The sequence below is a fragment of the Butyrivibrio sp. VCB2006 genome (assembly GCF_000420945.1).
Taxonomy (GTDB): domain Bacteria; phylum Bacillota; class Clostridia; order Lachnospirales; family Lachnospiraceae; genus Butyrivibrio.
In genome coordinates this window covers 1-24,821 of record NZ_ATVX01000023.1, presented here as the reverse complement: position 1 = coordinate 24,821, position 24,821 = coordinate 1, and the positions used below count along the sequence as shown (strand labels likewise).

Below are 24,821 nucleotides of genomic sequence, written 5' to 3'. Positions count from 1 at the left end.
TTACTAAAAAGTAACTGCCTCTTTATAAACAAATTATCTGGTAACAAGTTCCTTAACCTTAGCTTTCTTACCTGTAAGTCCCTTAAGGTAGTTCAGCTTAGCTCTTCTTACCTTACCTCTTCTAACAACCTCTACCTTCTCAACGATAGGTGAGTGAAGTGGCCATGTCTTCTCAACGCCAACACCGTAAGACTCTTTTCTTACTGTGAAAGTTGTACGGTTGCTACCGCCCTGGATCTTCTTAACAGTTCCCTCAAAAACCTGAACTCTTTCACGGTTTCCTTCCTTAATCTTAGCGTGTACTCTTACAGTATCACCTGTGTTGAACTGAGGCGCATTAGCGTTCAGCTGCTCTTTCTCGAGCTCTTCGATAATTGTACTCATATCTTTTCTCCTATTCTATGGACGTTCTTGCCATAAACGTGATAGTTAATGGGTTAAATGTTATAGCAGAGGACCGTCTGATTGTCACAACGTACTATACTATACCATAACGACCATGAATAAGTCAATACAAATTACATTTTTGGCCTAATTAAGTTAGAAGGTCCAAATCTGTCAGGCAAACACTCAGGCAATGTACAAACTGTAAAGTCGTCCAAAGACTTAGCACAGATAATAATAAACTCATCATCGCAAAATTCACTCATTACCTGTCTGCATACGCCGCATGGGCTGCAATCATCAAGTACATCCGCTCCCTCTTTGCCGCCGCAAATTGCGATAGCCTTGAACTCTTTAACGCCTTCGCTTACAGCCTTAAAAAATGCCGTTCTCTCAGCGCAGTTTGATGGTGTGTAGGCTGCATTTTCTATATTGCAACCTGTATATACAGTGCCATCAGCAGCAAGAAGTGCTGCTCCAACTTTATATTGTGAATATGGAGCATAAGAAAAGTTTCTCATGTCCAGTGCCTTAGCAATAAGGCTCTTCATTTCTTCATTAGTCATAAATTATCTTGACCCCTTATCATATGGAATACCTTCAGCCTTAGGTGCTCTTGACTTCTGAGATGTAAATGCAAGAACGATAAGTGAAACTATATAAGGGAACATGTTATAAACAGTTCCTGGAATCTTAAGTGCATGAAGGAAATCAATTCCCATGTATACGTTTGAAAGTGACCTAAACACAGCAAAAAGTATTGCTGACCAAGCTATTCTCTCAGGTTTCCACTGGCCAAAGATCATAACTGCGAGAGCAAGGAATCCAGCTCCGGCAACACCATAATCAAAGTGCCAGGTTGAATTAGCAGCTGCGATATAGATGATACCGCCAAGTCCTGCAAGGAATCCTGATAAAAGAACTCCTGAATATCTCATGGCATATACATTGATTCCTACAGAATCCGCAGCCTGAGGATGCTCACCGCAGGCACGCAGTCTAAGTGCAAACTTAGTCTTATAGAAGAAAATAATTGCTGCCGCAAGAAGCACTGCTGCTACAACAACAAACCAGCTAAGCTGAAGTGCACCCACATTAAACATGAAAGCATCATGGCCTCTTACATAGTCAAGCTTGGCAGAGAAATCTGATCCATTAGAACGATTAGTGTTAAAGGCCTTAACTATAACTGTAGCTGCAGCTGTCGCCAGCATGTTAACGGCTGTTCCGATAAGTGTCTGATCAGCTTTGAAATAAATACAGGCTACACCAATTAAGAGTGATGACAGCATACCAGCTACTGCTGCTGCAAGAAGTGTAAGTACAACAATAGTGAACTTTGAAGCACTCTCAGGTAAAAGAACCATAACCATAGCTCCTGCCATAGCTCCGAATACCATAATTCCTTCAAGTCCCAGGTTGATAATACCGCTTCGCTCTGAGAACATACCGCCAAGAGCAACAAGAATAAGTACTGCTGAGAAGATCAGAGTATATTGAATCAGTAGAATCATCTCTGCACCTCCTTCTTAGCCTCATCCTTTTTATCAGCATCAGAAGTAACCTTCTGAACTTTCTTAGGCTTATTGATAATAGTTTTAAAGAATAATACAAATCCGCAGAGGTAAATAATAATAGCAATCATAAGATCAGCAACCTGTGGATTGAAGTAGTTGGTGTTGAGGTACTGACCGCCAAGAGTAATGTACTCAACGAAAAGACCTGCCACAATAGCTCCGATAGGATGAAGTCCTCCAAGGAACGCAACAGCGATACCATTAAAGCCCATTCCAGGAACTGATGAAGCAATCTTGTAATGCTCAATACTTGTCAGATAGTAAAGTGAAGCTGCAAGTCCGGCAATAGCTCCGGAAATCATTAAAGTGAGAATAATATTTCTCTTAGCATTCATTCCGGCATACTTTGCAGCATCCTTATTATGACCTGTAGCCTTAAGCTCATAACCAAAAGTTGTCTTGCTAAGAATAACAAGAATAACTATGGCTACAAGGACTGTTAAAGGAACAGCAATTGTCATGTACTGATTATTTCCGAATACTCCCTGCATAAATCCGGGAAGAATACCTGAAGGGTTCTTGGCTGCAATATCATAAGTCTCGGACTTGGTTGTATTCATACATGTCTCATTACCAAGGATAATATTGCAAAGGTAAAGAGAAATCCAGTTAAGCATGATACCGGCAATAACTTCGTTAACGTTACAAAAAGCCTTGAAGAATCCGCAGATAGCACCCCAAAGTGCTCCGGCAACAACTGCTGCAAGAAGGCAGAAAAACCAATTCCAGCCAAGAGCCAGTGATGTATAAAGGCTTGTAAGAATTCCTATTGTATACTGTCCGGCAACACCAATATTGAAAAGGCCTGCCTTGTAAGCAAAAAGAATAGCTTCTGAGCAAAGGATTACAGGAACAGCCTTAACAAGGGTTGATCCAAGGTAATACCACAGTTGCTGAGGCTTACCACTAAACTTAAAGAAATTCCTTAAAATCGCTACCATACCTTCTGTTGCATGAGCAGGATTCATGCAAAGTAGAATAATATAACCTAAAATGATTCCGAGAACGGCACAAAGGATAGATGCTAAGATAGTCTGAACTGCAGGCTTCTTAAAGAAACTAGTTTTATCTTTCATCACCTAAATACCTCCTTTCTCTCATCATGCTTGGCTCCTGACATATAAAGGCCAAGTTCCTGGAGAGTTGTATTCTTAGGATCAACCTCTCCGGCAATTTCTCCATCGTGCATAACGAGGATTCTGTCTGAAAGATTCATAACCTCGTCAAGTTCAAGAGAAACAAGCAAAATAGCGCATCCTTCGTCACGCTGTTTAACGATTTCTTTGTGAATGTACTCAATAGCACCAACGTCAAGACCTCTTGTAGGCTGAACAGCAACAAGAAGCTTATGATCTCTGTCCATCTCTCTGGCAATGATTGCCTTCTGCTGGTTACCACCGGACATAGATCTTACTATTGTCTGAGCACCGCGACCGCTTCTTACATCGAACTCCTCAGTAAGTTTATCAGAGTATGCTCTCATCTCATTCTTCTTAATAAAGCCATGCTTGGAGAACTCAGGCTCAAAATATCTCTGAAGAATCATGTTCTCTTCAAGAGTGTAGTCAAGAACAAGACCGTGCTTGTGTCTATCCTCAGGAACATGGCTCATTCCGTGAGTATTCTTGTATCTGATTGACTTATGAGTAATATCATCTCCCATGAACTTGATAGTTCCGCTTGAGATATCATCAAGGCCGGTAAGAGCACCGATAAACTCAGTCTGTCCATTTCCATCAATACCGGCAATACAAACGATTTCGCCCTCTCTTACGTTGAAAGATACGTTGTGAACAGAGTCATTCTGGTGAATCTTACTCTTAACACAAACATTCTCAACTCTAAGAATTTCTTTACCAGGCTTAGCTTCTTCCTTATCAACCGCAAATTTAACATCACGGCCTACCATCATTGAAGAAAGTTCTTCCTTGGTTGTATCTGCGACGTTAACAGTACCGATATACTTACCTCTTCTAAGGATTGTACAACGATCTGCAACTTCCATGATCTCATTAAGCTTGTGAGTAATGAAGAGAATTGACTTACCTTCAGCAGCAAGATTCTTCATGATCTTCATAAGCTCATCGATTTCCTGTGGTGTAAGCACAGCTGTAGGCTCATCGAAAATAAGGATGTCATTATCTCTGTAAAGCATCTTAAGAATCTCAACACGCTGCTGCATACCAACGGTAATATCCTCAATGAGAGCATCAGGATCAACCTTCAGATTATACTTATCAGAAAGAGCAAGTACCTTTTTCTTAGCCTCTTTCTTGGTCAAAAAGCCAAATTTACTAGGCTCTGCACCAAGAATAATATTATCAAGAACTGAAAAGGTATCTACCAGCATGAAATGCTGATGAACCATACCGATACCAAGATCTGTAGCATCATTAGGGTTCTTGATAGTAACCTCCTTGCCATCCTTCTTGATAACACCCTTCTCTGGTGTATAAAGTCCAAACAGGACGCTCATAAGAGTCGATTTTCCTGCGCCATTCTCCCCAAGAAGCGCATGAATCTCACCTTTCTTTAACTGCAAAGTGATATCATCATTTGCAATTATGCCAGGAAACTCTTTTGTGATATGCAACATCTCAATTACATAATCATCCATAATAAAAACACCTTCCTAACAAAATTTTTTCATGGCAAAACCATAACAATTCCCACTACAACCAAGGGTAATAGAAATTACTATGTTCTTGTTGAAAAAAGGGAAGGAATAAGTTCCTTCCCTTTTGAAGAACAACATGATGACTAATATTAAATTAGTGAATGTTATCAAATGTTGTTACCTTGATTGCTGTTGTAGGCATAACATCGATATTGCTATCTACTGTTACGTAGCCATCAGCCATTGACTTAACAAGAGTCTTGTAATCGTCAACTGTGAAGTTTGTCATTGACCATGTCTCTGTTGGAAGCTGAACATAGTTAAGTGATGGATCATCACCTGAAACGATACCAAGGTTCTCGATCTTTCCTGAGTGAGCAGCCCAGTTACCAGCAACTACATCTGTAAGAGTTGAGTTAACTGTAGCAGCAAGACCCTTCATAGCAGATGTTACGCAAACACCTTCGCCATAAAGTCCATCGATTGTGCCAGACTGGTCAACGTCTACACCAACAACCTTACCTTCAACCTTCTTAGCAGCCTCACCAGCTGATGTGAAGATACCGCCGCCGCAAGCGAATACGATCTCTGTTCCGTTAGAATACCATGTTTCCATTGTAGCTGTAACAGCATCGTCACCGAAGAACTGTCCGCCGTATACATAGTTAACTTCTACGTCAGAAGCGATACCGAGCTCTGTAGCTGCAGCATCAGCACCCTGAACGAAACCGTAACCATAACGAACAACAGCAGGAACTGCCATACCGCCAAGGAAACCAAGCTTCTTGTAGCCTTCCTTAACTACAGCATAACCAGCCATGTAACCAGCAAGCTCTTCCTGGTATGTGAATGAGCATACGTTAGCAGGAAGTGTTGTCATGCCAGCACCCTCGAAGTCACCCTGTGAAACGTCAAGAGCGATGATTGTTACATCTGGGTTAGCATCAGCAACTGAAGCGATCATTCCAGCGAAAAGGTAACCTGGAACTACAATTACATTGTAACCATCAGCTACAGCGTTGTTGAAAGCAGCTGTACGAGCCTCATCAGAATCCTCTGTTGGCTTGTAGTACTGGAAGTCAAGGCCATTAGCCTTAGCGAATGCATCAGATGCCTCATAAGTTGTCTGGTTGAATGACATATCTGTGATGTCACCAGAGTCTGTGATCATAGCAATCTTGATGTCTGAAGCTGCTTCTGTAGCAGGTGCCTCAGCGTTATCAGCTGGAGCAGCCTCTGTTGTAGCAGGAGCCTCTGTTGCTGTTGTCTCCTCAGTTGTTGCAGGTGTCTCTGTTGATCCACATGCTACAAGAGAAGCAACCATTGTGGCAGCCATAAGTACTGCAAAAAGTCTCTTTTTCATAATTTCCCTCCATTTTGAATTAAGTTGACTTTTTATAATAAAACCTTTTCAGGCTTTATCCATAGCTATGAGGCGCTTGATAGCCCCGATTGTTGTGTGGTATACGTCATCCATCTCGTGTACCTGAGGATTGGAAAGTCCTTTTTTAGCTCTTTCCTGATTAGCTACAACGAGCATAACCGCACCAGTTCTGCATCTCAAATAATTACCAACGATGAAAAGTGTAGATGACTCCATCTCAGAACAAAGAGCTCCGCACTTGATCCATGCATCCCACTTGTATAAAAGCTCAGGACCAACAGGCTTAGTCTCCGGCTCATGCTGACCAAAGAATGAATCCTTACACTGTACTACTCCAACGTGGTACTTGGCACCTGCTTCCTTAGCACCCTCAACAAGAGCATTAACCACGTTATAATCAGCAACAGCAGGATATTCTATAGGAGCGTACTCCTTGGAAGTACCTTCTGCACGGATAGCACCGTTAGCAATGACAATATCTCCACCCATAACATCATCCTGCATACCGCCGGATGTGCCCATTCTGATAAATGTATCAGCGCCGCAACGATAAAGCTCCTCAACAGCAATTGCTGTTGACGCGCCGCCAATACCATGTGACATAACAGTAACCATCTCGCCGTCGATGGTTCCTGTATATGTATTATATTCTCTGTTGTAAGCAACAAATCTGGGATTATCAAAGAGACGTGATATAGTCTCGCACCTTCCAGGATCACCTGTAAGGATTACATATCTTCCTACATCACCTTTTTTAACATGAGTATGGTACTGATATCCAGCACCTTCTGTATAATCAACCATAATAGAATTTCCCCAATACAATAAAACTTACTTTTTTCAAAAACACCAAAAATATTATAATGCATTTTGACTCAAAAGTCATCAGCACCTAATTATATAAAAATTATAACAATCCATCAAGTACATGAATTGTAATTTTGCCACTTTCAAGGTCTATATTTTTAATACAATCCTTGATGACAGGAATATATACCTTTTCATCAGAGCCTTCTCTTGTCATCTCATATACATCATTTGCTCCGGTCTGGATTATATCAGAAATTACGCCCAGCTTATTTCCATCCTCGTCCACAATATCAAGTCCCATGATATCGGCACAATAATACTCTCCCGGTTCAAGCTTAATTGCGTCTTTTCTGTCTATAGTAAGTTCACATCCTCTGAACTTCTCAACTTCATTGATATTGTTAAACTGCTTAAATTTAACAATAACGAACTTCTTAAAAAATCTGGCACTCTGAACATCAAGTTCAAGCTCCTCACCTCTTTGAGTGTGAAGTGTCACCTTTTTAAGCTTTTTAAATCTGTTAGGATCCTCTGTTGTGGGAAAAACATTAACTTCTCCCTGAAGTCCGTGTGTTGAAGCAATTACTCCTACCTGAAATCTATCTGTCATTTATTTCTCCATAATATCTTTGCTATTATCTGTTCCTATAACCTCATCCGCAGCATTACTCTCTTGTATATCCTGCGCCGTTTTACTACGTTTCCTTCGCTTCTTTTTCTCTGGTTTGGGTGGATTCTCCAAAAGCCAGATTTCATATAGATCCGGACGTCTTTCCTTGGTTCTCTCAATGGATTTTTCAAGTCTCCACTCGTCAACCTTTTTGTGATCCCCGGACAAAAGAACAGGCGGCACTTTTTTGCCCATCCATTCTTCCGGTCTTGAATACTGCGGATATTCCAGAAGATTATTGTTAAAGCTTTCTGTCATTGCTGACTCATCATTGTTAAGAACACCCGGAACAAGTCTTGATATGGCGTCAATCATTACCATGGCCGGTAGCTCACCGCCGGTTAATACATAATCACCGATTGATACGTAATCAGTAACTATTTCTTCAAGAACCCTTTCATCTACGCCTTCATAATGTCCGCAAAGGAAAACAAGATTTTCTTCCCTAGCAAGTTTCTGGGCCATTTTCTGGTTAAATACGGCCCCCTGAGGAGTAACATAAATTACTCTCGGTGCCTTTCCGCCCTTATCAAGGATATCTTTTTCAATAGATTTATAGCAATCATAAATAGGCTGTGCCTGCATAAGCATACCAGCACCGCCTCCATATGTATAATCGTCAACCTTATGATGTTTGTCTGTAGAAAAATCTCTGATGTTTACTGCGTTAAAAGAAATATATCCCTTATCGCTTGCTCTTCCTGTAATACTACTGGATAAGCTTCCCATAATCATCTCAGGGAAAAGAGTCATAATATGAAAATTCATAAATTCCTCTCAAATAAATAATTAAAAGCAAGAGTCGAATAAAGCAAAAGCCCTATTCGACTCAACTGTGGCAAATTGAAGGTCTAATCAAACTATCTCCACATCAACCTTGAGATTCTCTCTTGTTGATGCAGCCTTAACAACAGCTCTGATTGCCTTAGCAATACGTCCCTGTTTGCCAATAACCTTGCCCATGTCTGATGGTGCTACATGAAGCTCGATCATAATATTACGCCCGTCTGTCTTCTCGGAAACAACAACCTCATCCGGATTATCAACTAGCGCTCTTGCGATAACTTCGACTAATTCTTTCATTGATTAACCCCCGGCATATTTGTTATTCTTAACTAAAAGCCTTAATTATTTGATGCCGGCCTGCTTAAGAAGCTTAGCAACTGACTCTGTAGGCTGTGCACCGTTAGCAAGCCACTTCTTAGCGAGCTCCTCGTTGATCTTTACTGTGCTAGGATCTGTGTTAGGATCATATGTTCCGACCTCATCGATGAACTTACCCTGTACAGGAGCCTTTGAATCAGAAACGATAATTCTGTAGAAAGGAACCTTCTTCTTACCAATTCTCTTTAATCTCATTTTTACTGCCATTTTAAATTTCCTCCATTTAAAAAATTAAGATAGATATTTTTAACTTATATGTATAAAACAGCTACTAAAAGCTGATAGACATATCAAAACGGGAATTTACCACCAGGGAAACCGCCGCGACCAAAGCCGCCAAACTTACCAAAACCACGTTTTCCACCCATAAGTCCGGGCATCTGCTTCATCATTTTCTGCATTTGCTCAAACTGTTTGATAAATCTGTTAACATCTGCGATGTCATTGCCTGAGCCCTTAGCAATTCTAAATTTACGCTGTGGACTCATAAGTTTGGGATTCTTGCGTTCCTCAGGAGTCATGGACAATACGATTGCCTCAATTCTTGCAAGCTGTTTCTCATCGGGAAGCATATCATCGCTTATCTTGCCCATTCCGGGAAGCATTCCCATTATTGATGAAAGGCCACCCATATTACGCATAGCCTTCATACTCTCAAGGTACATCTCAAAGTCGATTTTGCCCTTCTTCATCTTCTGGGCCATTTCTCGATCTTTTTCAGCATCTCTCTCGGCATTGGCTTCAACAGCTTTGTCGATAAGACTGAGTACATCGCCCATTCCAAGGATACGGCTTGCCATTCTGTCCGGATAGAACTGCTCCAGATCAGAAAGCTTCTCGCCCATACCTACATAAAGAATAGGCTTTCCGGTAACAGCCTTGGTTGAAAGAGCTGCACCGCCTCTGGAATCACCATCCATCTTGGAAAGGATAATTCCATCAACTCCAACCTTCTCATTGAACTGAGTTGCAACATTTACAGCATCCTGACCTGTCATAGCGTCAACAACAAGAAGTGTCTGGTGAACGCTTACTGCATTCTTTATATCAACCAGCTCCTGCATCATAATGTCATCAATCTGCAGACGACCGGCTGTATCTATAATTACAACATTGTTGCCGTTCTTCTTGGCTTCATCAATTGAAGCCTTGGCAATATCAACAGGATCCGCTGAAGATCCAAGCGTAAAGAAATCAACTTCCTGCTTCTGAGCATTGATCTGTAACTGATCAATAGCGGCAGGTCTGTATATATCGCAGGCTACAAGAAGTGGCTTTCTGCCCTTCATCTTGAGCTTGCCTGCTATCTTGGCTGCTGTGGTAGTTTTACCTGCACCCTGAAGACCGCACATCATAAGAACTGTAACTTCGTTTATGGGCAAAAGTGCAATCTCTGTTGTCTCAGAGCCCATGAGAGATACCATTTCTTCATTAACAATCTTGATAACCATCTGTCCGGGATTAAGACCATTAAGAACATCCTCTCCAACTGCTCTCTCCTGGACTGCGGAAATAAACTGCTTAACAACCTTAAAGCTGACATCCGCCTCAAGAAGTGCCATCTTAACTTCTTTTAAAGCAAGCTTAACATCTTCTTCAGTAAGTTTTCCTTTGCTTCGAAGGTTCTTGAATACATTTTGTAATTTATCGGTAAGACTTTCAAAAGCCATCTATTAAGTAAGCTCCTCGATTAGTTTGCCTGAAATGGATTTAAGTTTGCCCCTAAGCTCATCGCTTATGGCATTTCCCTCATCCTCTGTGATTCGATCTAAAATTTCTGCCTGAGCCTTAATGGCCTCAAAGCGTCTGATCATATGAAGCCTGTCCTCATACCCTTGAAGAGTATTGGTACACCTCTTGATCAGGTCATGTACACCTTGCTTGCTGATACCGTTTTCATCAGCAATCTCGGTAAGAGACATATCATTGTAAACAGCGGCCTCATATATCTCCTTCTGATGTTCAGTTAGAAGCTCGCCATAGAAATCATACAACAAGCCTTGCTCTACGATTTTCTTCATATGTATCCTCTTTACCTTTAAACACAAATGATATAATAAACAAAAAAGAAATAAGTGTCAAGTATTTTTTCTTGACACTTATTTCATATCGTTTTTCCTGAATGAAACAAAAATCCATTTAATTCTTGATATCAGAAGGCAGGATTCCAAGCTGATTTTTAAAGGCTCTGCTAAAAGATGAGTAATCCTTGAATCCGCATTCAAGGCAGGCTGTTGTCGCCGGCATTCCTGACATGATCTGATTTCTTGCCAAAAGAATTCTCTTTTCGGAAATATACTGGTGTATCGAGTATCCGGTCTCGTTCTTGAACACTCTCATCATATGGTATTTACTCATATAGAAGTGATCAGCCAGATAATCTATGGAAAGATCTCCGGATAAATGCTCTGTTATATAGCTGATTATCTCAATAACCTTTCGGTTGTATCTTGCTTCAGGTTTAAAGCCAAAGTCCTCTTTTATACAGGCTTTATTAAAACTGATAAGTGACTTAAGAACATCTATCCTTGTAAGAAGCGGGCCTGCGTATTCGTCTTTTTCTTTGGATATATCCTCTTCAATCCTTGTAAACTGCTCATAGATACTTGTACTAACATCTCCGGGGAACCGAACAACGTAGCTTCCAATCTCTTTAGCCTTGTCAAAAGCATCCAAAAGGCCATATTCCCTGAGAAAATCATCACTCAAATAAAGAATGATCCTGTCATAGTTATCCTGACCGGACTTATTGCTATTTTCCTCAGTCAGGGCCTGATTGCCAATGATAGGCTTGTGAATAAGGTATCTGTTTACAAGCACAAAATCGAAGGGCAAGAGCTCATACTCTCGTCCTTCGATCAGGTATTTAACTTGGCCACCCAAAATCAGAATAATCTTGTGGAAATCATGATAATGGTATGGAATATCAATATTTGTATGATCTTTTATATGAAAGAATCTGAAATCCTGCTCGAGGTATCCTTTCTGTTCATATGCAGAAAAAGGAAGTTTCTCATCAAAGTCTTTAATCATATAGCTCTCTTTAATAATCAGTTATACAGATATCAAGATCAACATTTCCGTCTATACCGTCAACAGTCCCGGATGATGTAAACTGCCATACATCAAAATGATATGGATAATAAAGCGGTGTGCCATAGTAAGCAATCCAAATATCATAATCATCCACATCCTGCGCATCCATAAGAAGTGTAAATGACTTAACATTTCCATAGATCATAGGAGTATATCCTGCACTCTTTACAGTGTCGCAGAAAGTGTGCGCCACAACTTCGTACTGGTCTGAAGTAAGGTTGACAGTTCTGGCTGAATCCGAATCAGCTGACTCTATATCTATAACTACAGGATATTTGATCTTGTAAGGTTCGATCATATCAAGAACAAGCTGAACTTCCTCCAGTGCTTCCTCTTCATTAACCGCCTGTGAATAGAAGTACACGCCCACATCGATACTGTTCTCAGTGGCTTCCTTAATATTATCTTCAAAATAGTCGTCTACAAGGATTTTTCCTTCTGTTGTTCCTCTAAGGCCTACTCTTATAAATGCAAAATCAATACCGGCGCCCGCTACCTTCTCCCAGTCAATTTTTCCCTGGAACCTTGATACATCAACACCTTTTTTGACATTTATGCTTGTATCTGTGCCAACATATGTAAGGAAACCATCGTCGCCGACTTCGAAATCTTCTTCCGTAAAGCCATGATGAGCAATTGAATCGAGAATTGGGAAGAAGTAGTATCTTCCGGAACTTGCGACAACCATCTGATCAGGGAAAAGAGATCTTATAGTACTAGTAGTACCTTCTCCGGCCTCAAGCTTTTCCTGAATCTTCGCTTTAATAGAGTTGGTGGTCTCAACCCTTGTCTCTTCCCTGGCATTTTCGATAAGCTTGTCAGCCTCGGTTATCGTATAATAGCCTTCCTCATTAAGAGCTTCAAGCTCACTCCTAACGGCCTCCTCTTCTCTTTTCAAGGAGGCATTCTTAATAAGCAGCATGACACTAAATGATAGTGCCAGCAGCGCTACTAAACTTAAGAATATTATTGAAATTATATTATGCGAATTTCTAACGCCGATTCGTTCTCTGGTATCCTGGGAAGTATTATTCATGCTCACATTCTCTCGTCGAAATAACTTTTATAACCTTCTCCAAATATCTCACTTGCACTGGTGACTATCATAAATGCATTAGGATCCTCTTCTCTGACAATATCCTCTGCCATTGGTGACAGTCTCTTCTTGATAGCGCACATGATAACCTTTTTCTTTTCACCGCTGTAAGCGCCCTGAGCAAATACATGTGTTGCGCCTATATCAAGTTCATCAAGAAGTCTTGCTGTAATAATATCCGGATGGTCGGAAATGATATAAATCAGCTTAGCTCCATCTCTTCCGTATAGCACGAGATCAAGAACCGATGATGTAACCATTACTGAAAGGAATGAATAAAGAGCCGCCGTTATATCTTTAAATACTATGCCTGCAATTATCAGTACCACTACATCTGTAAGGATGTACAGCATTCCTGTCTTGATGTGGGGGTATTTAAGTCTTAACAGTTTAATTATAACATCTGTTCCACCACTTGTAGCATGAGATTTGAAGACAAGCCCCATGGCAATGGCAGAAAGTGAACTACCGATTGTCACGCCAAGAATAATGTCCTTGATAAAAAATGCCGACAAATAGGTGCTGAAAAAATCTGTAGTAACTGAAATAACTGAAGTGGCGTAAATTGTTGAAATAGTAAATCTAATACCAAACTTCCAGATTGCCACAATCAGAATAGGTACATTCATGATAAGAAACCACATACCTGTTCCGATAGGAATAATTCTGTTAAGTACGATGGCAAGACCTGTAATGCCACCGGGAGCTATGTTATTTGGATCAATCAAAAGAGCTGTTGCAAATCCGTAAAGAGATGCTGCAAAAGTGATGACCAAATACTCCATTACTCTCTTTTTAATACTTGTTTTCTGAACGCTGCTCATACTTAAATATTAGTCCTTACAATCCTTGGCTTATAGCCTTCTTTATTAAGAGCATCCAAAATCTGCTCTTTGTGTTCGCTTCCGAAAGCTTCAAGTGTTATACGAAGCTCCACGGCTGCATTTCTATTAATTGAAACAAACTGGTTATGCTCAAGCTTGATTACATTACCGCTAACATCCGCAATAACACCGGCAACTCGTGATAATTCACCGGGCTTATCAGGAAGAAGAACAGATACAGTAAAGATTCTGTCTCTCATGATAAGTCCCTGCTGAACTACAGAAGACATAGTGATAATGTCCATGTTACCGCCTGAAAGAACACAGGCAATCTTCTTGTCCTTCACATCAAGCTGCTTAAGAGCTGCAACAGATAAAAGGCCTGAATTCTCAACAACCATTTTGTGGTTCTCTACCATGTCAAGAAAGGCTACAACAAGGTCTTCATCGGGCACAGTTATTATATCATCGATATTCTCTTTAAGGTATGGGAAGATTTTCTCGCCGGGCTTTTTAACTGCAGTACCATCAGCAATTGTATTAACAGATGGAAGTGCAACTACATGGCCGGCCTTAATAGATTCCTGCATGCAGTTAGCGCCTGCAGGCTCAACACCGATAACCTTCACCTTAGGATTGAGAAGTTTGGCAAGAGTAGAAACACCTGTTGCCAGACCGCCGCCACCAATTGGTACAAGGATATAGTCAACGGTTGGAAGCTCCTTGATAATCTCCATAGCAATCGTACCCTGTCCGGTTGCTACATCCAGATCATCAAAAGGATGAACCATTGTATAGCCATATTCCTTAGAAAGCTCTACAGCCTTCTCATAGGCTTCATCATAAACATTTCCGTAAAGCACAACCTCAGCTCCCAGAGCCTTGGTTCTGTTTACTTTAATAAGTGGAGTTGATGTAGGCATAACGATCGTAGCCTTTACACCATAACATTTTGCAGCATAAGCAACGCCCTGGGCGTGGTTACCGGCAGAAGCTGTAATAAGCCCCTTACTGCGTTCTTCATCAGAAAGGGTTGTAATCTTGTAATAGGCACCTCTTACCTTGTAAGCTCCGGTTCTCTGGAGATTTTCAGGTTTAAGGTATACCTTATTTCCTGTGGTATTACTCCAATAATCACTGTAAATCAGTTTGGTTTCAAGGGTAACTTTCTTGACATCCTCGTAAGCTTCTTCAAACTTATCGAGGGTCATCTTCTGTTCATCAGCCATTTTTCTAACTCCTCCACAACAAAGCATTAATTATCACTCGAAGAGTGCGTCAACAAACTCATCCGAATTAAATCTCTCTAAATCATCAAGTCCCTCACCGACTCCGATATACTTAACCGGGATATTAAGCTCAGATACTATAGCAACAGCAATTCCTCCCTTAGCTGTTCCGTCAAGCTTGGTAAGAACAATTCCGGTAAGAGCTGCAGCTTCCCCAAATTCCCTTGCCTGATTAAGAGCATTCTGCCCTGTAGTTCCATCAAGAACAATGAAGTTTTCTCTGCATACTCCCGGAAGTTCCTTATCTATTATTCTATTCATCTTTGCAAGTTCTTCCATAAGGTTCTTTTTATTATGGAGTCTTCCCGCAGTATCAACAATAAGTATATCCAGGTCTCTTGCCTTAAAAGCACCTACAGCATCATAGATAACACTGGCAGGATCACCGCCTTCTCTTCCTGAAATAAGAGGAGCACCGGCTCTGTCAGCCCAAGACTGAAGCTGCTCTGTTGCTGCAGCTCTATAGGTATCTGCTGCGGCAATGATTACTTTTTTGCCCTTCTTTCTGTATATAGAAGCAAGCTTACCAACAGATGTTGTCTTACCAACACCATTGACACCAATGACAAAAATTACAGATTTCTTATCTTCAAAATCATACGCATTTTCATCTGTATGCATCTGATTTCTAATGTCTTCTATCAAAAGTTCCTTGCACTGAGCAGGATCCTTGATGTGTCTTTCCTTAACCTGGGCTCTGAGCTCATCCATGATCTTGCTGGTGGCATTTATTCCTATGTCGCCCATGATCAGAGTTTCCTCCAGTTCCTCATAGAAATCATCATCTATATTGGAATATCCACTAAAGACATTATCAATGCCCTTAGCTATATTATCCCTGGTCTTAGAAAGACCCTGCTGCAGTTTTGAAAAAAATCCATTTGCCATTAATCCGTAAGCTCCTTGTCAATAAGGTTAACGCTAACCAACGTAGATACGCCCTTTTCCTGCATTGTAATACCGTAAAGTCTGTCAGCACTTTCCATTGTACCACGACGATGTGTAATTACAATGAACTGTGTGCTTGATAATTTGTGAAGATACTTAGCAAAACGTACAACGTTGTTCTCATCGAGAGCCGCCTCAATCTCATCAAGCAGACAGAATGGTGATGGCTTAAGGTTCTGAATAGCAAACAAAAGAGCTATTGCAGTAAGAGCCTTCTCTCCACCGGACATCTGCATCATGTTAACAAGCTTCTTTCCCGGTGGCTGCGCATTGATTCTGATTCCGGCTTCAAGAACATCCTCTTCCTCGTTGAGTTCAAGGGTTCCCTTACCGCCGCCAAACATTTCCTTAAATACCTTGTCAAACTCAGTATTGATTCTATGGAACTGTTCAATGAACTGTTTGCGCATTGATTCATCAAGGTCCTTGATAATGCCCTTAAGCTGTTCCTCTGCTGCTATAAGGTCATCATGCTGAGTCTTCATGAAGGTATATCTCTCCATAAGATTCTTGTAATCCTCAATAGCGTTAACGTTAACATCACCTAGTTTTCTGATAGAATCCTTAAGAGCAGATGTTTCTTTTCTCATTGCAGGAACATCAGTCATTTCCTCATCGCGCATCTGTGCTGCGTCAGAAAGTGTTATTTCATATTCATCCCACATGTAGTTAATCTGGGACTCAATAGCTTCCTTGCACTTTTCTCTCTTTGAGGACAGTCTTGTAACCTCTTTATCAAGACTGGACATCTGAGTATTGAGCTCTTCTGTCTTTCCAAAGAATTCCTTCTGAGTATCTGTAAGTTCAGACTTTTGCTTTTTCTTTTCTTCCAGTTCCTTGCTGGTCTCATCATGTACATTAGTGGAAGCTTCGATAGTAAGTCTGATTTCCTCAATATCTTTCTTGTTCTGTTCAAGAGAAAGAGCATTACTATTTAGATTCTCACTGATCTCATCGATGGATTTCTGCTCGTTTTCAATCTCATCATTGATTCGATCGATGTTAAGCTGAGCAAATTCCTGTTTCTGAGCAATCTTCTCGTATTCAATATCCCACTTGGAAGCCTTCTCATTCTCTTCTTCTTCGATTTCATGAAGACCTTCCAATTCTCTCTGGAACTTTTCAACTTTCTCTGTACACTGCTTTTCGAGTTCCTCGGATTCTGTCAAAGAAACCTTGGCCTTTTCTTTATCTTCGGCGATTTCCTTGAGCTTAGCCTCGATTTCGTCATTCTCCACCTTAAGGTCAGAGTAATTGCCCTTCTGCTCTTCCTGACGTTTTTCTTCGTTCTCTACATTAAGTCTTGCAGTGTTCTGTTCAATAAATTTGCCCTGAAGTTCTGTTCGAAGCTGTTCAGCAAGTGCGCGAAGCTCATTACGCTTTTCTTTGTCCTCTTCGATTTCCTTCTTGAGCTCATCTATTCTGTCTTTATATTTCTTGACGTTAGCCTCAAGTTCCTCCATCTCACGGCGTCTACCAAGAAGATTGCTGTTATTCTTGAATGCACCACCACTGATAGCACCGCCCGGAACAAGAAGTTCACCCTCAAGGGTTACCATTCTGACTGTATAATTGAATTTTCTGGCAATCTTAACAGCATTATCGATATTATCAACAGCCACAATTCTTCCAAGCATTGCCTTGGCAACTGATCTGTACTTGGGATCTGTATTAACAAGCTCATCAGCCATACCAAGAACTCCAGGCTCTTCCAAAGCTTCTTTTGCCTTAAGCTCAGGTGGATTATCAAGGGAAGTAAGTGGCAAAAATGTAGCACGGCCAGCCTTGGTGTCCTTAAGGTATTTGATCATCTTCTTGGCAGTCTCTTCATCATCAGTTACGATGTTCTGAATGTTACCGCCAAGAGCAACCTCTATAGCTGTCTCATATTTAGGCTCAGTCTTGATAATGTCGGCAACTACACCGATAATTCCCTTGGTGTCGTCCTTCCTCTCCATTACCTTCTTGACGCTTCCGCCATAGCCTTCATAGCGTTCTGTAAGGTTGGCAAGAGCTTCAAGTCTGGATTTTTCCTGCTGATACTTCTCCTGAGTTTTGCGAAGTTCAGTATCCTTAAGGCTCATGCCCTCACGAATACGAACTACTTCCTGCTCTGTCTCCTTCTGCTTCTTGTTCATTTCGGAAATAGTGGCAGTTATTGAATCAAACTCATCTCTGAGTTTCTTGATAATTTCTTCCTGTCTCGACTCATCAGACTGGGCACGAACAAGCTTGCTGGTAAGTTCTGCCTTTCTGATGTTAACCTGTTCCTTCATTGTATCGAGGGAACTAAGCTTAGACTTGATGGTAGCCCTTGTTCCAAGAGTCTCAATAATTGTATTTTTGCATTCTTCTATTTCATCATTGATGTTTGCAATCTTGGTAATAACACTATCAAGCTCTTTTCTTGCCTCATTTCTCTTAACAGAAAGCTCTTCTACTACCTTGTCTACCTCTGCCTTATCCGCAAGATATTTGTCTTTCTCAGCGTTCTTCTCATCAATCTTAGCCTGCTCATCCTTCATTCTCTGCTTGAAATGAGCATCATTAGCAGAGGCCGCCTTGATCTTCTCATTGAGAATACCAATCTGGCCCTCTAATTTTTCTTTTTTAACTGAAGAGTCAGTAATCTTGGCTCTTGCTTCATCTATCTCAGCATCCAGAATTTCAAGTTTCTTCTGGATGTTCTCATATTCTTCTTTTGTCTTCTCGTAATTACTCTTAGCTTCTTCTAAAGAGTTTCTTGCAATCTCAAGATTCTTCTCAGCATCTTCTAACTGATTCTTCTGATTATTGTTCTCTACAAGGAACATGTTTACATCGAGAGTTTTAAGTCTCTCTCTGTACTTGAGGTACTCCTTGGCAACCTCAGACTGCTTCTCCAAAGGTCCGATCTGTTTCTCCAATTCGGACAAAATATCACTGAGACGAGTAAGATTTATCTTCTCCTCTTCAAGTTTCTTGATTGCAGTTTCCTTACGGGATTTGAACTTAACGATACCGGCAGCTTCGTCGAAAAGATTTCGTCTGTCCTCCGGCTTACTGGAAAGGATCTGATCAATCTGACCCTGTCCAATGATAGAATATCCCTCTTTACCGATACCGGTATCCATAAAGAGTTCATTGACGTCCTTAAGACGACAAGAAGAGCCATTGATCATGTACTCACTTTCTCCGGAACGATATAATCTTCTGGATACGGTAACTTCGTCATAATCAATAGCCAGTGAATGATCTGAATTATCAAGCGTAATGGCAACATAGGCATATCCTAAAGGCTTACGCAGCTCAGTTCCTGAGAAAATAACATCCTGCATGGAACCGCCACGAAGCTGTTTGATACGCTGTTCACCGAGAACCCATCTTACAGCGTCGGCAACATTACTCTTACCTGAACCATTAGGTCCTACGATACCTGTGATACCATTGTGGAAATCAAATTTTATTTTATTGGCAAAAGACTTAAAGCCATGGATCTCAATACTTTTTAAATACATTATTACTTATTTTTTCAATACAAGAAGCGCCTGGTAAGCAGCTTTCTGTTCAGCAGCTTTCTTGGTTTTTCCTGTCCCCTCTCCCATATTCTTATCGCCCACAAAAACGCAGACATCAAATATTTTATCATGTTCAGGACCACTTTCGCCACAAATTTCATATTTAATCTGGCCAAGTCCCCCAGCCTGAACTAATTCCTGCAAAAGAGATTTGCTATCGCTGAACATAGCCATGCTATCAGCATTTGTAAGAACATAAGTGTCTATAAAGCGCTTGGACTGGTCAATTCCGCCGTCCAAATAAAGAGCTCCGATAACAGCCTCCATTACATCCGCAATGATTGATTCCTTGTTTCTTCCACCTGTAGCCTCTTCGCCCTTGCCAAGCTGTATATATTTCTTAAGTTCAAGCTGTTCTGCGCAAAAAGCAAGTGCAGGTTCGCATACAAGAGAAGCCCTTATCTTGGACATTTCACCCTCTTTTTTATCAGGATATTTCTTGTATAGGAAATCACTTGAAATCATTTCAAGAATTGCATCTCCGAGGAACTCAAGTCTCTCGTAGTCAGGCTTCTTGTTGATTTTCTGCTCGTTAACAAAAGAGCTATGAGTAAGAGCCTGGATCAAAAGGTCTGTATTCTTGAAATTATATCCAATCACCTGTTGGAATTTATTAAGTTCATCACTGTTAAGCATATCTAACCTCTTTATTATGAATATAATTGAAAAAAGAGGCAGTTACTAACTGCCTCATCCATTCATTGTATTTATTACAATTATTTACCAGAAATTGCAGTCTTAAGAAGCTCAACAGCCTCACCTACAGTGGAGATGTTCTCTGTCTTCTCTGGATCAATCTGTACGTCGAACTCATCTTCAAGTCCCATGATAATCTGGAAAAGATCAAGAGAATCTGCCCCAAGATCCTCTGTAAAAGTTGTATCCATTGTGATCTCCTCAGGATCTACATTGAGTACATTTGCAATAACTTCTTTCATCTTCTCAAATTCCATAATAAAACCTTCCTTTTATTGCCTTAAGTATAGTATTAAATATATGAATAGCTAAAAATCACTCTGAGATCTTCTCGCTAATCTTTTCACTTATCTTCTGCTGTGTGAATGTTACACACTGTAAAATCGAGTTCTTAACTTCGATATCATTGGCACTGCCGTGAGTTTTGACTACAAGTCCCTTGAGTCCAAGCATAGGAGCTCCGCCGTACTGATCCATGCTGTAGTCAGCAAGTGACTTCTTAAGATCATCTTTGATAAGAAGTGCTCCGATCTTGGTCTTGAGATTGCTCATGAGACCTTTTTTGATGACATGCATCATAGATTTAGCAACGCCTTCATACATCTTGAGGATAACATTACCTGTAAACGCCTCACATACAATAATGTCAGCGCCGCCTGCAGGAATATCTCTGGCCTCAACACTTCCTATAAAATTGATATCGGGACAGTTCTTGAGAAGTGGGAATGTTTCCTTAACAAGTGCATTTCCCTTTTCTTCCTCTGCGCCAATGTTAACAATACCAACTGTGGGATTCTTGATTCCCATTACATTTTCCATGTATACAGTTCCCATCTTGGCAAACTGAACAAGATGATTAGATCTGGCATCAACATTTGCTCCGCAATCTATTAAAAGAGAGCTTCCCTTCTCAGTAGGAATAAGTGGAGCAAGTGGAGCTCTGTCCACACCCTTAAGTCTTCCTACGATTACCTGGCCTCCAACAAGGGTTGCGCCTGTACTGCCTGCTGAAACATAGGCATCGGCTTCTCCGTGGTTGACCATGTACATTGCCTTAACAATAGATGAATCCTTCTTGGTTCTGATTGCCATTACAGGTGGTTCAGCCATTTCTATCACTTCTGTGGCATTGACAACCTCTATTCTAGCCTTGTCATAATCATACTTGGAAAGCTCAGCATTTACAGCATCTTCCTTGCCGACAAGAAAAACCTTCAGACTATCTGACTCTTTTATTGCGTCAACAGCACCCTTAACAGTAACATATGGTGCGTTGTCACCTCCCATTGCATCAACTGCAACTCTTACAAGCTCTGCCATATACAGACCCCCGTATCAAAATTCGAACTTATTTAAATATACTAGAGTGATATACAAAAATCAAGGCTTTCCGAAGTATTCGGAAAGCCTCTAAAATTCGAACTGTGAAGTTGTACTAAAACTTATCAAGCCTCAGTTTCAACAATGTTCTTCTTATTGTAGTAGCCACACTTCTTGCAAACCTGATGAGGCTGCATAAGAGCTCCACAATGACTGCACTTTACAAGAGTTGGAGCTGTCATTTTCCAGTTAGCTCTTCTCTGATCTCTATGGCCTTTTGATGACTTATTCTTTGGGCAGATTGACATTTCAGTAACACCTCCTTACAGTAACCGTATAAGAAACTGCCTGTGTTCTAGGCAATTGTTTACGTTTATTCATTAGCATACTTGGTAATTATATCCGTAGGATACGGATTTGTCAACACATTTTTAATATTATATTGTCCTATATAATTATCTACACTTACTATCAGTAAACACCTGATTTATAAACCACATGATATCCCTCAAAATCTTCAATCGTATAAGAGCTATCGCCTTCAATCATAGAAAGATCATTACTGGATAATACAAAAACATCATTATTATAAGAAGAATCTTTAATATTCTCAGGTAATCTGAAATCAAAATTTCCGAAGCTTTCTGCTACTCTGAACTCATCCTTCTCATTTCTGTAATTAACAGTATCAATGTATTTATGCGGATCATATTCTGTATAATAAAGCGCAAGCATAAATGGCGATGACAATCCGTCATAGGTAGAATAAACCATATTATCATCCCCTGCTATTTCGTAAGCTCTTTTTGCAGCATCTCCATATCCCGGCATAAAGATACTAGTGGCATAAAAGTTGTAGTCCCCGAAATAATCCTTGGCAAAAGACAATGCTCCCATAAGAAGGAACATAATAACAATCACAAAAAGCTTGCCTGATTTCTCTATAACAAAGTCTGCTCCCTTCACAAAGAAATAAATAAAGGCGACATACACCATAACCATTCTGTTAGTATCCGGTACGATCACTATACACAAAATGATATTAGCCAGTAATAATAAAACAAATACTGCGTCAGACAGCTCTTTTCTCATATCCTTGATTCCAAGGAAAAGTCCGAGAAATGTTATAGGAAACGTAAATTTATAAAGAATAGCATATCCCGGATAGAAATGAGCAATAGTAGCATTCTTGTCTCCTACAGATACCGACAAAAATAAAGAAGCCAGGTTTTCAGGCAATTTGGCCGGAATGTCGGATAAGGATAAAAGAGCTTCTCCTGTTCTTGCGGATGTAAACCTATTGATGGTAAAAGAGGATGCAAAAACTTCAGGTAATCCCAGATAGTTAACCCCGTAAAACCACATAAGAGGCGCAAAAACAATTACAAAGGCAATAATACATTTTACAAGCAGTCCAGGTCTTATGAGCTTTTTAGCCAGGCAGTATATGCTGATAAATACAAGAAAAAGTGGAACAACAATCGTCGCAGAACCATAACTGTACATGCATACCGCAAAGGCTATGGAGCTTATTACATATAGGCAGGTACTCTTTTTCATGACTGCAAGTACAAATAGATAAACTGCAAGCATCAGGTTAAAAGGCATAATATTACAGTCAAGGCTCCACCTGGACAAAATTATATGCCAGGGACAGATTGCCAAAAGTCCTGCTCCCAGAAGTGAAAGCTCATTTTGAAATTTATTATTTTCTAAAGCCAGTTTCAGGGTAAAGTAAAATAAAGCCACCGTCAGAACGCCGCAAACTGCTGGAATTAAACGAAGTTTGACAATTCCGGTGCCAAAGAGCTTTATGGACAATACGTTAAGATAAATAAGTAGTGGACTTCCGCCACCGCAGCCCCAGGTTATGGGATATACAGGCCATGGATAACCATTTCTGTCTATGCCGAAATTGGCAAGAATATAAGCCTCATATCCAATAGAAGCCTCATCCTGCTGAAGTCCGTACGGAATGCTGCCAAGCTTGTAAAGTCTTAAACCTGCAGCAACTAACAATATGAGCAAAAACAAAGCGTTTGTCATTTTGCCTGAGACAAACGCTTTTGTATTCTTCTTTTTCTTGATAATAGCAGCTACGATCACAAGAAAATACATAGCTGTTGCCAAGTAATTAAAGTAGTCAATAATGCGCATTAGAACTGTCCCCAACTAAGTCTTAAATCATAGAGATTATATCACATTCCGGGCGAAATTGAACCATTAACCCCGTCCCGGTTTATTTATTGCAGTACTGAGAATACTTCTTGGGTGAAATTCCCACTGACTTAGTAAATGCCTTAAGGAAATTACTGTAATCACTAAATCCGCATTTGTCGCAAACTTCGCTAACGCCTGTGCCCTCTGCCAAAAGAGATTTGGCAATGGAAATACGTCTTGCAGTCATATACTTGTTGATTGTGGTTCCGGTGGCAGCTTTGAATATTCTGCAAATATAGGACTCGCTGATATAAAAATGCTTGGCAAGGTCGCCAATACTGATTGGATACTGAATATTATTATTAAGATAAGAAAGAATAGCATCCACTTGCTCATTGTAGGTAGTGGTCTTCTCAGCTGCCTTGTTATCCTTCTTGTCACTAATAATCTGATTGATCATAACAAAGAGCTCAGTAAAGGTAGCTCTTTCCAAAAGATCGTGTCCATATCCGTTACTTGTTATGATCTTGTTGATGAAATAAAGAAACCTTCCCTGCTGTTCCTGAGAAAGACGGACTTTATGTGAGAATTTATCTCCTCTGTCCTGAAAGCATGCATCAAGATTAGTCTCAGAACTTGAGATACTGCGCATATACTCAGGATCTATCATGATAACGATTCTCTCATGAAGTTCCTTGTCAATCTGTGTCAGATAATGGGAATCATATTGATTGATCAGAAAAAGATCTCCCGGCTCGATATCATAGACCTTATTATCAATAAGAAACTGCTTGCCGCCGGAAATAGAAAAATACACTTCATAGCAGTCATGAATGTGCATTTCCATAGCTTTCTCATCCTTATAAAGATGAGCTACCGCAAAGTATTTGTTCTCAATACTCTGCGCCATTGCTTCCTTACAGGAATTAAGTTCTTTCATACCTATACCCCTTCCAATTATATTGCCTTAAATAACCCGAATGCCTGTCATAGGCCCCAATTATGACAGGCATACAATATAGATATGATACCTTATCACTTCATAATTTTCAATATTTTTATTTAACGCGCAACATATATAGAAAATCTTGATACAAAATTAACACAAGATACAAGAAAGAATGCCGCTTGCGGCATTCTCGCGCCGAGCGCGGTTGCATTTATGCAACATATTCCTATCGCGCGAGTGCGCATCCTCGCGGAGCGTTTTTTATCTTATAGGAATTCCG

25 protein-coding genes are annotated in these 24,821 nt (G+C 40.4%); all 25 read right to left on the bottom strand.

Annotated elements, in window-relative coordinates:
• Window positions 1-33: 33 nt before the first annotated feature.
• Window positions 34-384, bottom strand: a complete 351-nt coding sequence (gene rplS / locus G613_RS0116145; RefSeq protein ID WP_026487880.1) for a 50S ribosomal protein L19 — start codon at window positions 382-384, stop codon at window positions 34-36.
• Window positions 385-518: 134 nt separating this feature from the next.
• Window positions 519-950 carry a cytidine deaminase gene (locus tag G613_RS0116140; RefSeq protein ID WP_029233605.1) on the bottom strand — a complete coding sequence of 144 codons (432 nt, stop codon included), beginning with the start codon at window positions 948-950 and terminating at the stop codon, window positions 519-521.
• A gap of 3 nt (window positions 951-953) precedes the next feature.
• A complete protein-coding gene (locus G613_RS0116135) occupies window positions 954-1,898 on the bottom strand; it encodes an ABC transporter permease (protein WP_029233604.1) in 945 nt (314 codons plus the stop codon).
• Window positions 1,895-3,037 carry an ABC transporter permease gene (locus G613_RS0116130; protein WP_029233603.1) on the bottom strand — a complete coding sequence of 381 codons (1,143 nt, stop codon included), beginning with the start codon at window positions 3,035-3,037 and terminating at the stop codon, window positions 1,895-1,897. The genes G613_RS0116135 and G613_RS0116130 overlap by 4 nt, the downstream gene beginning before the upstream one ends.
• Window positions 3,037-4,578, bottom strand: coding sequence for an ABC transporter ATP-binding protein (locus tag G613_RS0116125; protein ID WP_029233602.1), 1,542 nt, complete (start codon window positions 4,576-4,578; stop codon window positions 3,037-3,039). Before G613_RS0116125 ends, G613_RS0116130 begins: the two co-directional genes overlap by 1 nt.
• Window positions 4,579-4,732: 154 nt before the next feature.
• Window positions 4,733-5,941, bottom strand: a complete 1,209-nt coding sequence (locus tag G613_RS0116120) for a BMP family lipoprotein (protein ID WP_029233601.1) — start codon at window positions 5,939-5,941, stop codon at window positions 4,733-4,735.
• Window positions 5,942-5,989: 48 nt separating this feature from the next.
• Window positions 5,990-6,766 carry a uridine phosphorylase gene (gene udp, locus G613_RS0116115; RefSeq protein WP_029233600.1) on the bottom strand — a complete coding sequence of 259 codons (777 nt, stop codon included), beginning with the start codon at window positions 6,764-6,766 and terminating at the stop codon, window positions 5,990-5,992.
• Window positions 6,767-6,869: 103 nt separating this feature from the next.
• Window positions 6,870-7,382 (bottom strand): ribosome maturation factor RimM, encoded by a 513-nt coding sequence (rimM, locus tag G613_RS0116110; protein WP_029233599.1) that lies wholly within the window; start codon window positions 7,380-7,382, stop codon window positions 6,870-6,872.
• Window positions 7,383-8,210, bottom strand: a complete 828-nt coding sequence (gene trmD, locus G613_RS0116105) for a tRNA (guanosine(37)-N1)-methyltransferase TrmD (RefSeq protein ID WP_029233598.1) — start codon at window positions 8,208-8,210, stop codon at window positions 7,383-7,385.
• An 87-nt stretch (window positions 8,211-8,297) separates the two neighbouring features.
• Window positions 8,298-8,525 (bottom strand): KH domain-containing protein, encoded by a 228-nt coding sequence (locus G613_RS0116100; protein WP_029233597.1) that lies wholly within the window; start codon window positions 8,523-8,525, stop codon window positions 8,298-8,300.
• A gap of 45 nt (window positions 8,526-8,570) precedes the next feature.
• Window positions 8,571-8,813, bottom strand: a complete 243-nt coding sequence (rpsP, locus tag G613_RS0116095; RefSeq protein WP_029233596.1) for a 30S ribosomal protein S16 — start codon at window positions 8,811-8,813, stop codon at window positions 8,571-8,573.
• A gap of 83 nt (window positions 8,814-8,896) precedes the next feature.
• Window positions 8,897-10,276: a signal recognition particle protein gene (gene ffh / locus G613_RS0116090; RefSeq protein WP_029233595.1), complete on the bottom strand. Its 1,380-nt coding sequence runs from the start codon at window positions 10,274-10,276 to the stop codon at window positions 8,897-8,899.
• A 3-nt stretch (window positions 10,277-10,279) separates the two neighbouring features.
• A complete protein-coding gene (gene ylxM / locus G613_RS0116085; RefSeq protein ID WP_029233594.1) occupies window positions 10,280-10,627 on the bottom strand; it encodes a YlxM family DNA-binding protein in 348 nt (115 codons plus the stop codon).
• A 118-nt stretch (window positions 10,628-10,745) separates the two neighbouring features.
• Window positions 10,746-11,639: an AraC family transcriptional regulator gene (locus tag G613_RS0116080; protein ID WP_029233593.1), complete on the bottom strand. Its 894-nt coding sequence runs from the start codon at window positions 11,637-11,639 to the stop codon at window positions 10,746-10,748.
• Between the two features lie 10 nt (window positions 11,640-11,649).
• A complete protein-coding gene (locus G613_RS18895) occupies window positions 11,650-12,738 on the bottom strand; it encodes a glycoside hydrolase family 25 protein (RefSeq protein WP_029233592.1) in 1,089 nt (362 codons plus the stop codon).
• A 2-nt stretch (window positions 12,739-12,740) separates the two neighbouring features.
• Window positions 12,741-13,622, bottom strand: coding sequence for a YitT family protein (locus G613_RS0116070; protein WP_029675030.1), 882 nt, complete (start codon window positions 13,620-13,622; stop codon window positions 12,741-12,743).
• 2 nt (window positions 13,623-13,624) lie between these two features.
• Window positions 13,625-14,851, bottom strand: a complete 1,227-nt coding sequence (gene ilvA / locus G613_RS0116065) for a threonine ammonia-lyase (protein WP_029675029.1) — start codon at window positions 14,849-14,851, stop codon at window positions 13,625-13,627.
• A 33-nt stretch (window positions 14,852-14,884) separates the two neighbouring features.
• Window positions 14,885-15,799: a signal recognition particle-docking protein FtsY gene (ftsY, locus tag G613_RS0116060; protein ID WP_029233589.1), complete on the bottom strand. Its 915-nt coding sequence runs from the start codon at window positions 15,797-15,799 to the stop codon at window positions 14,885-14,887.
• Window positions 15,799-19,356: a chromosome segregation protein SMC gene (gene smc / locus G613_RS0116055; protein ID WP_029233588.1), complete on the bottom strand. Its 3,558-nt coding sequence runs from the start codon at window positions 19,354-19,356 to the stop codon at window positions 15,799-15,801. Before smc ends, ftsY begins: the two co-directional genes overlap by 1 nt.
• A gap of 6 nt (window positions 19,357-19,362) precedes the next feature.
• A complete protein-coding gene (rnc, locus tag G613_RS0116050) occupies window positions 19,363-20,052 on the bottom strand; it encodes a ribonuclease III (RefSeq protein ID WP_029233587.1) in 690 nt (229 codons plus the stop codon).
• 80 nt (window positions 20,053-20,132) lie between these two features.
• Complete coding sequence (gene acpP / locus G613_RS0116045; RefSeq protein ID WP_029233586.1) at window positions 20,133-20,369, bottom strand: acyl carrier protein; 237 nt, start codon at window positions 20,367-20,369, stop codon at window positions 20,133-20,135.
• 58 nt (window positions 20,370-20,427) lie between these two features.
• Window positions 20,428-21,432, bottom strand: a complete 1,005-nt coding sequence (gene plsX / locus G613_RS0116040; protein ID WP_029233585.1) for a phosphate acyltransferase PlsX — start codon at window positions 21,430-21,432, stop codon at window positions 20,428-20,430.
• Window positions 21,433-21,557: 125 nt separating this feature from the next.
• Window positions 21,558-21,740, bottom strand: coding sequence for a 50S ribosomal protein L32 (rpmF, locus tag G613_RS0116035; RefSeq protein WP_013280968.1), 183 nt, complete (start codon window positions 21,738-21,740; stop codon window positions 21,558-21,560).
• 163 nt (window positions 21,741-21,903) lie between these two features.
• Entirely contained in the window at window positions 21,904-23,589 is a 1,686-nt protein-coding gene (locus G613_RS0116030; RefSeq protein WP_029233584.1) for an ArnT family glycosyltransferase, read from the bottom strand.
• Between the two features lie 82 nt (window positions 23,590-23,671).
• Entirely contained in the window at window positions 23,672-24,532 is an 861-nt protein-coding gene (locus tag G613_RS0116025; protein ID WP_029233583.1) for an AraC family transcriptional regulator, read from the bottom strand.
• Between the last annotated feature and the right edge of the window lie 289 nt (window positions 24,533-24,821).

Bases quoted from the DNA above. Each gene is read 5' to 3' on its own strand.
- G613_RS0116080 (WP_029233593.1), bottom strand. From the start codon at position 11,639: ATGATTAAAGACTTTGATGAGAAACTTCCTTTTTCTGCATATGAACAG.
- plsX (WP_029233585.1), bottom strand. From the start codon at position 21,432: ATGGCAGAGCTTGTAAGAGTTGCAGTTGATGCAATGGGAGGTGACAAC.
- rpsP (WP_029233596.1), bottom strand. From the start codon at position 8,813: ATGGCAGTAAAAATGAGATTAAAGAGAATTGGTAAGAAGAAGGTTCCT.
- trmD (WP_029233598.1), bottom strand. From the start codon at position 8,210: ATGAATTTTCATATTATGACTCTTTTCCCTGAGATGATTATGGGAAGC.
- udp (WP_029233600.1), bottom strand. From the start codon at position 6,766: ATGGTTGATTATACAGAAGGTGCTGGATATCAGTACCATACTCATGTT.
- G613_RS0116070 (WP_029675030.1), bottom strand. From the start codon at position 13,622: ATGAGCAGCGTTCAGAAAACAAGTATTAAAAAGAGAGTAATGGAGTAT.
- G613_RS0116030 (WP_029233584.1), bottom strand. From the start codon at position 23,589: ATGCGCATTATTGACTACTTTAATTACTTGGCAACAGCTATGTATTTT.
- G613_RS0116120 (WP_029233601.1), bottom strand. From the start codon at position 5,941: ATGAAAAAGAGACTTTTTGCAGTACTTATGGCTGCCACAATGGTTGCT.
- rplS (WP_026487880.1), bottom strand. From the start codon at position 384: ATGAGTACAATTATCGAAGAGCTCGAGAAAGAGCAGCTGAACGCTAAT.
- G613_RS0116025 (WP_029233583.1), bottom strand. From the start codon at position 24,532: ATGAAAGAACTTAATTCCTGTAAGGAAGCAATGGCGCAGAGTATTGAG.
- smc (WP_029233588.1), bottom strand. From the start codon at position 19,356: ATGTATTTAAAAAGTATTGAGATCCATGGCTTTAAGTCTTTTGCCAAT.
- ffh (WP_029233595.1), bottom strand. From the start codon at position 10,276: ATGGCTTTTGAAAGTCTTACCGATAAATTACAAAATGTATTCAAGAAC.
- ilvA (WP_029675029.1), bottom strand. From the start codon at position 14,851: ATGGCTGATGAACAGAAGATGACCCTCGATAAGTTTGAAGAAGCTTAC.
- ftsY (WP_029233589.1), bottom strand. From the start codon at position 15,799: ATGGCAAATGGATTTTTTTCAAAACTGCAGCAGGGTCTTTCTAAGACC.
- G613_RS0116140 (WP_029233605.1), bottom strand. From the start codon at position 950: ATGACTAATGAAGAAATGAAGAGCCTTATTGCTAAGGCACTGGACATG.
- G613_RS18895 (WP_029233592.1), bottom strand. From the start codon at position 12,738: ATGAATAATACTTCCCAGGATACCAGAGAACGAATCGGCGTTAGAAAT.
- ylxM (WP_029233594.1), bottom strand. From the start codon at position 10,627: ATGAAGAAAATCGTAGAGCAAGGCTTGTTGTATGATTTCTATGGCGAG.
- G613_RS0116125 (WP_029233602.1), bottom strand. From the start codon at position 4,578: ATGGATGATTATGTAATTGAGATGTTGCATATCACAAAAGAGTTTCCT.
- G613_RS0116100 (WP_029233597.1), bottom strand. From the start codon at position 8,525: ATGAAAGAATTAGTCGAAGTTATCGCAAGAGCGCTAGTTGATAATCCG.
- rpmF (WP_013280968.1), bottom strand. From the start codon at position 21,740: ATGTCAATCTGCCCAAAGAATAAGTCATCAAAAGGCCATAGAGATCAG.
- rnc (WP_029233587.1), bottom strand. From the start codon at position 20,052: ATGCTTAACAGTGATGAACTTAATAAATTCCAACAGGTGATTGGATAT.
- rimM (WP_029233599.1), bottom strand. From the start codon at position 7,382: ATGACAGATAGATTTCAGGTAGGAGTAATTGCTTCAACACACGGACTT.
- G613_RS0116135 (WP_029233604.1), bottom strand. From the start codon at position 1,898: ATGATTCTACTGATTCAATATACTCTGATCTTCTCAGCAGTACTTATT.
- acpP (WP_029233586.1), bottom strand. From the start codon at position 20,369: ATGGAATTTGAGAAGATGAAAGAAGTTATTGCAAATGTACTCAATGTA.
- G613_RS0116130 (WP_029233603.1), bottom strand. From the start codon at position 3,037: ATGAAAGATAAAACTAGTTTCTTTAAGAAGCCTGCAGTTCAGACTATC.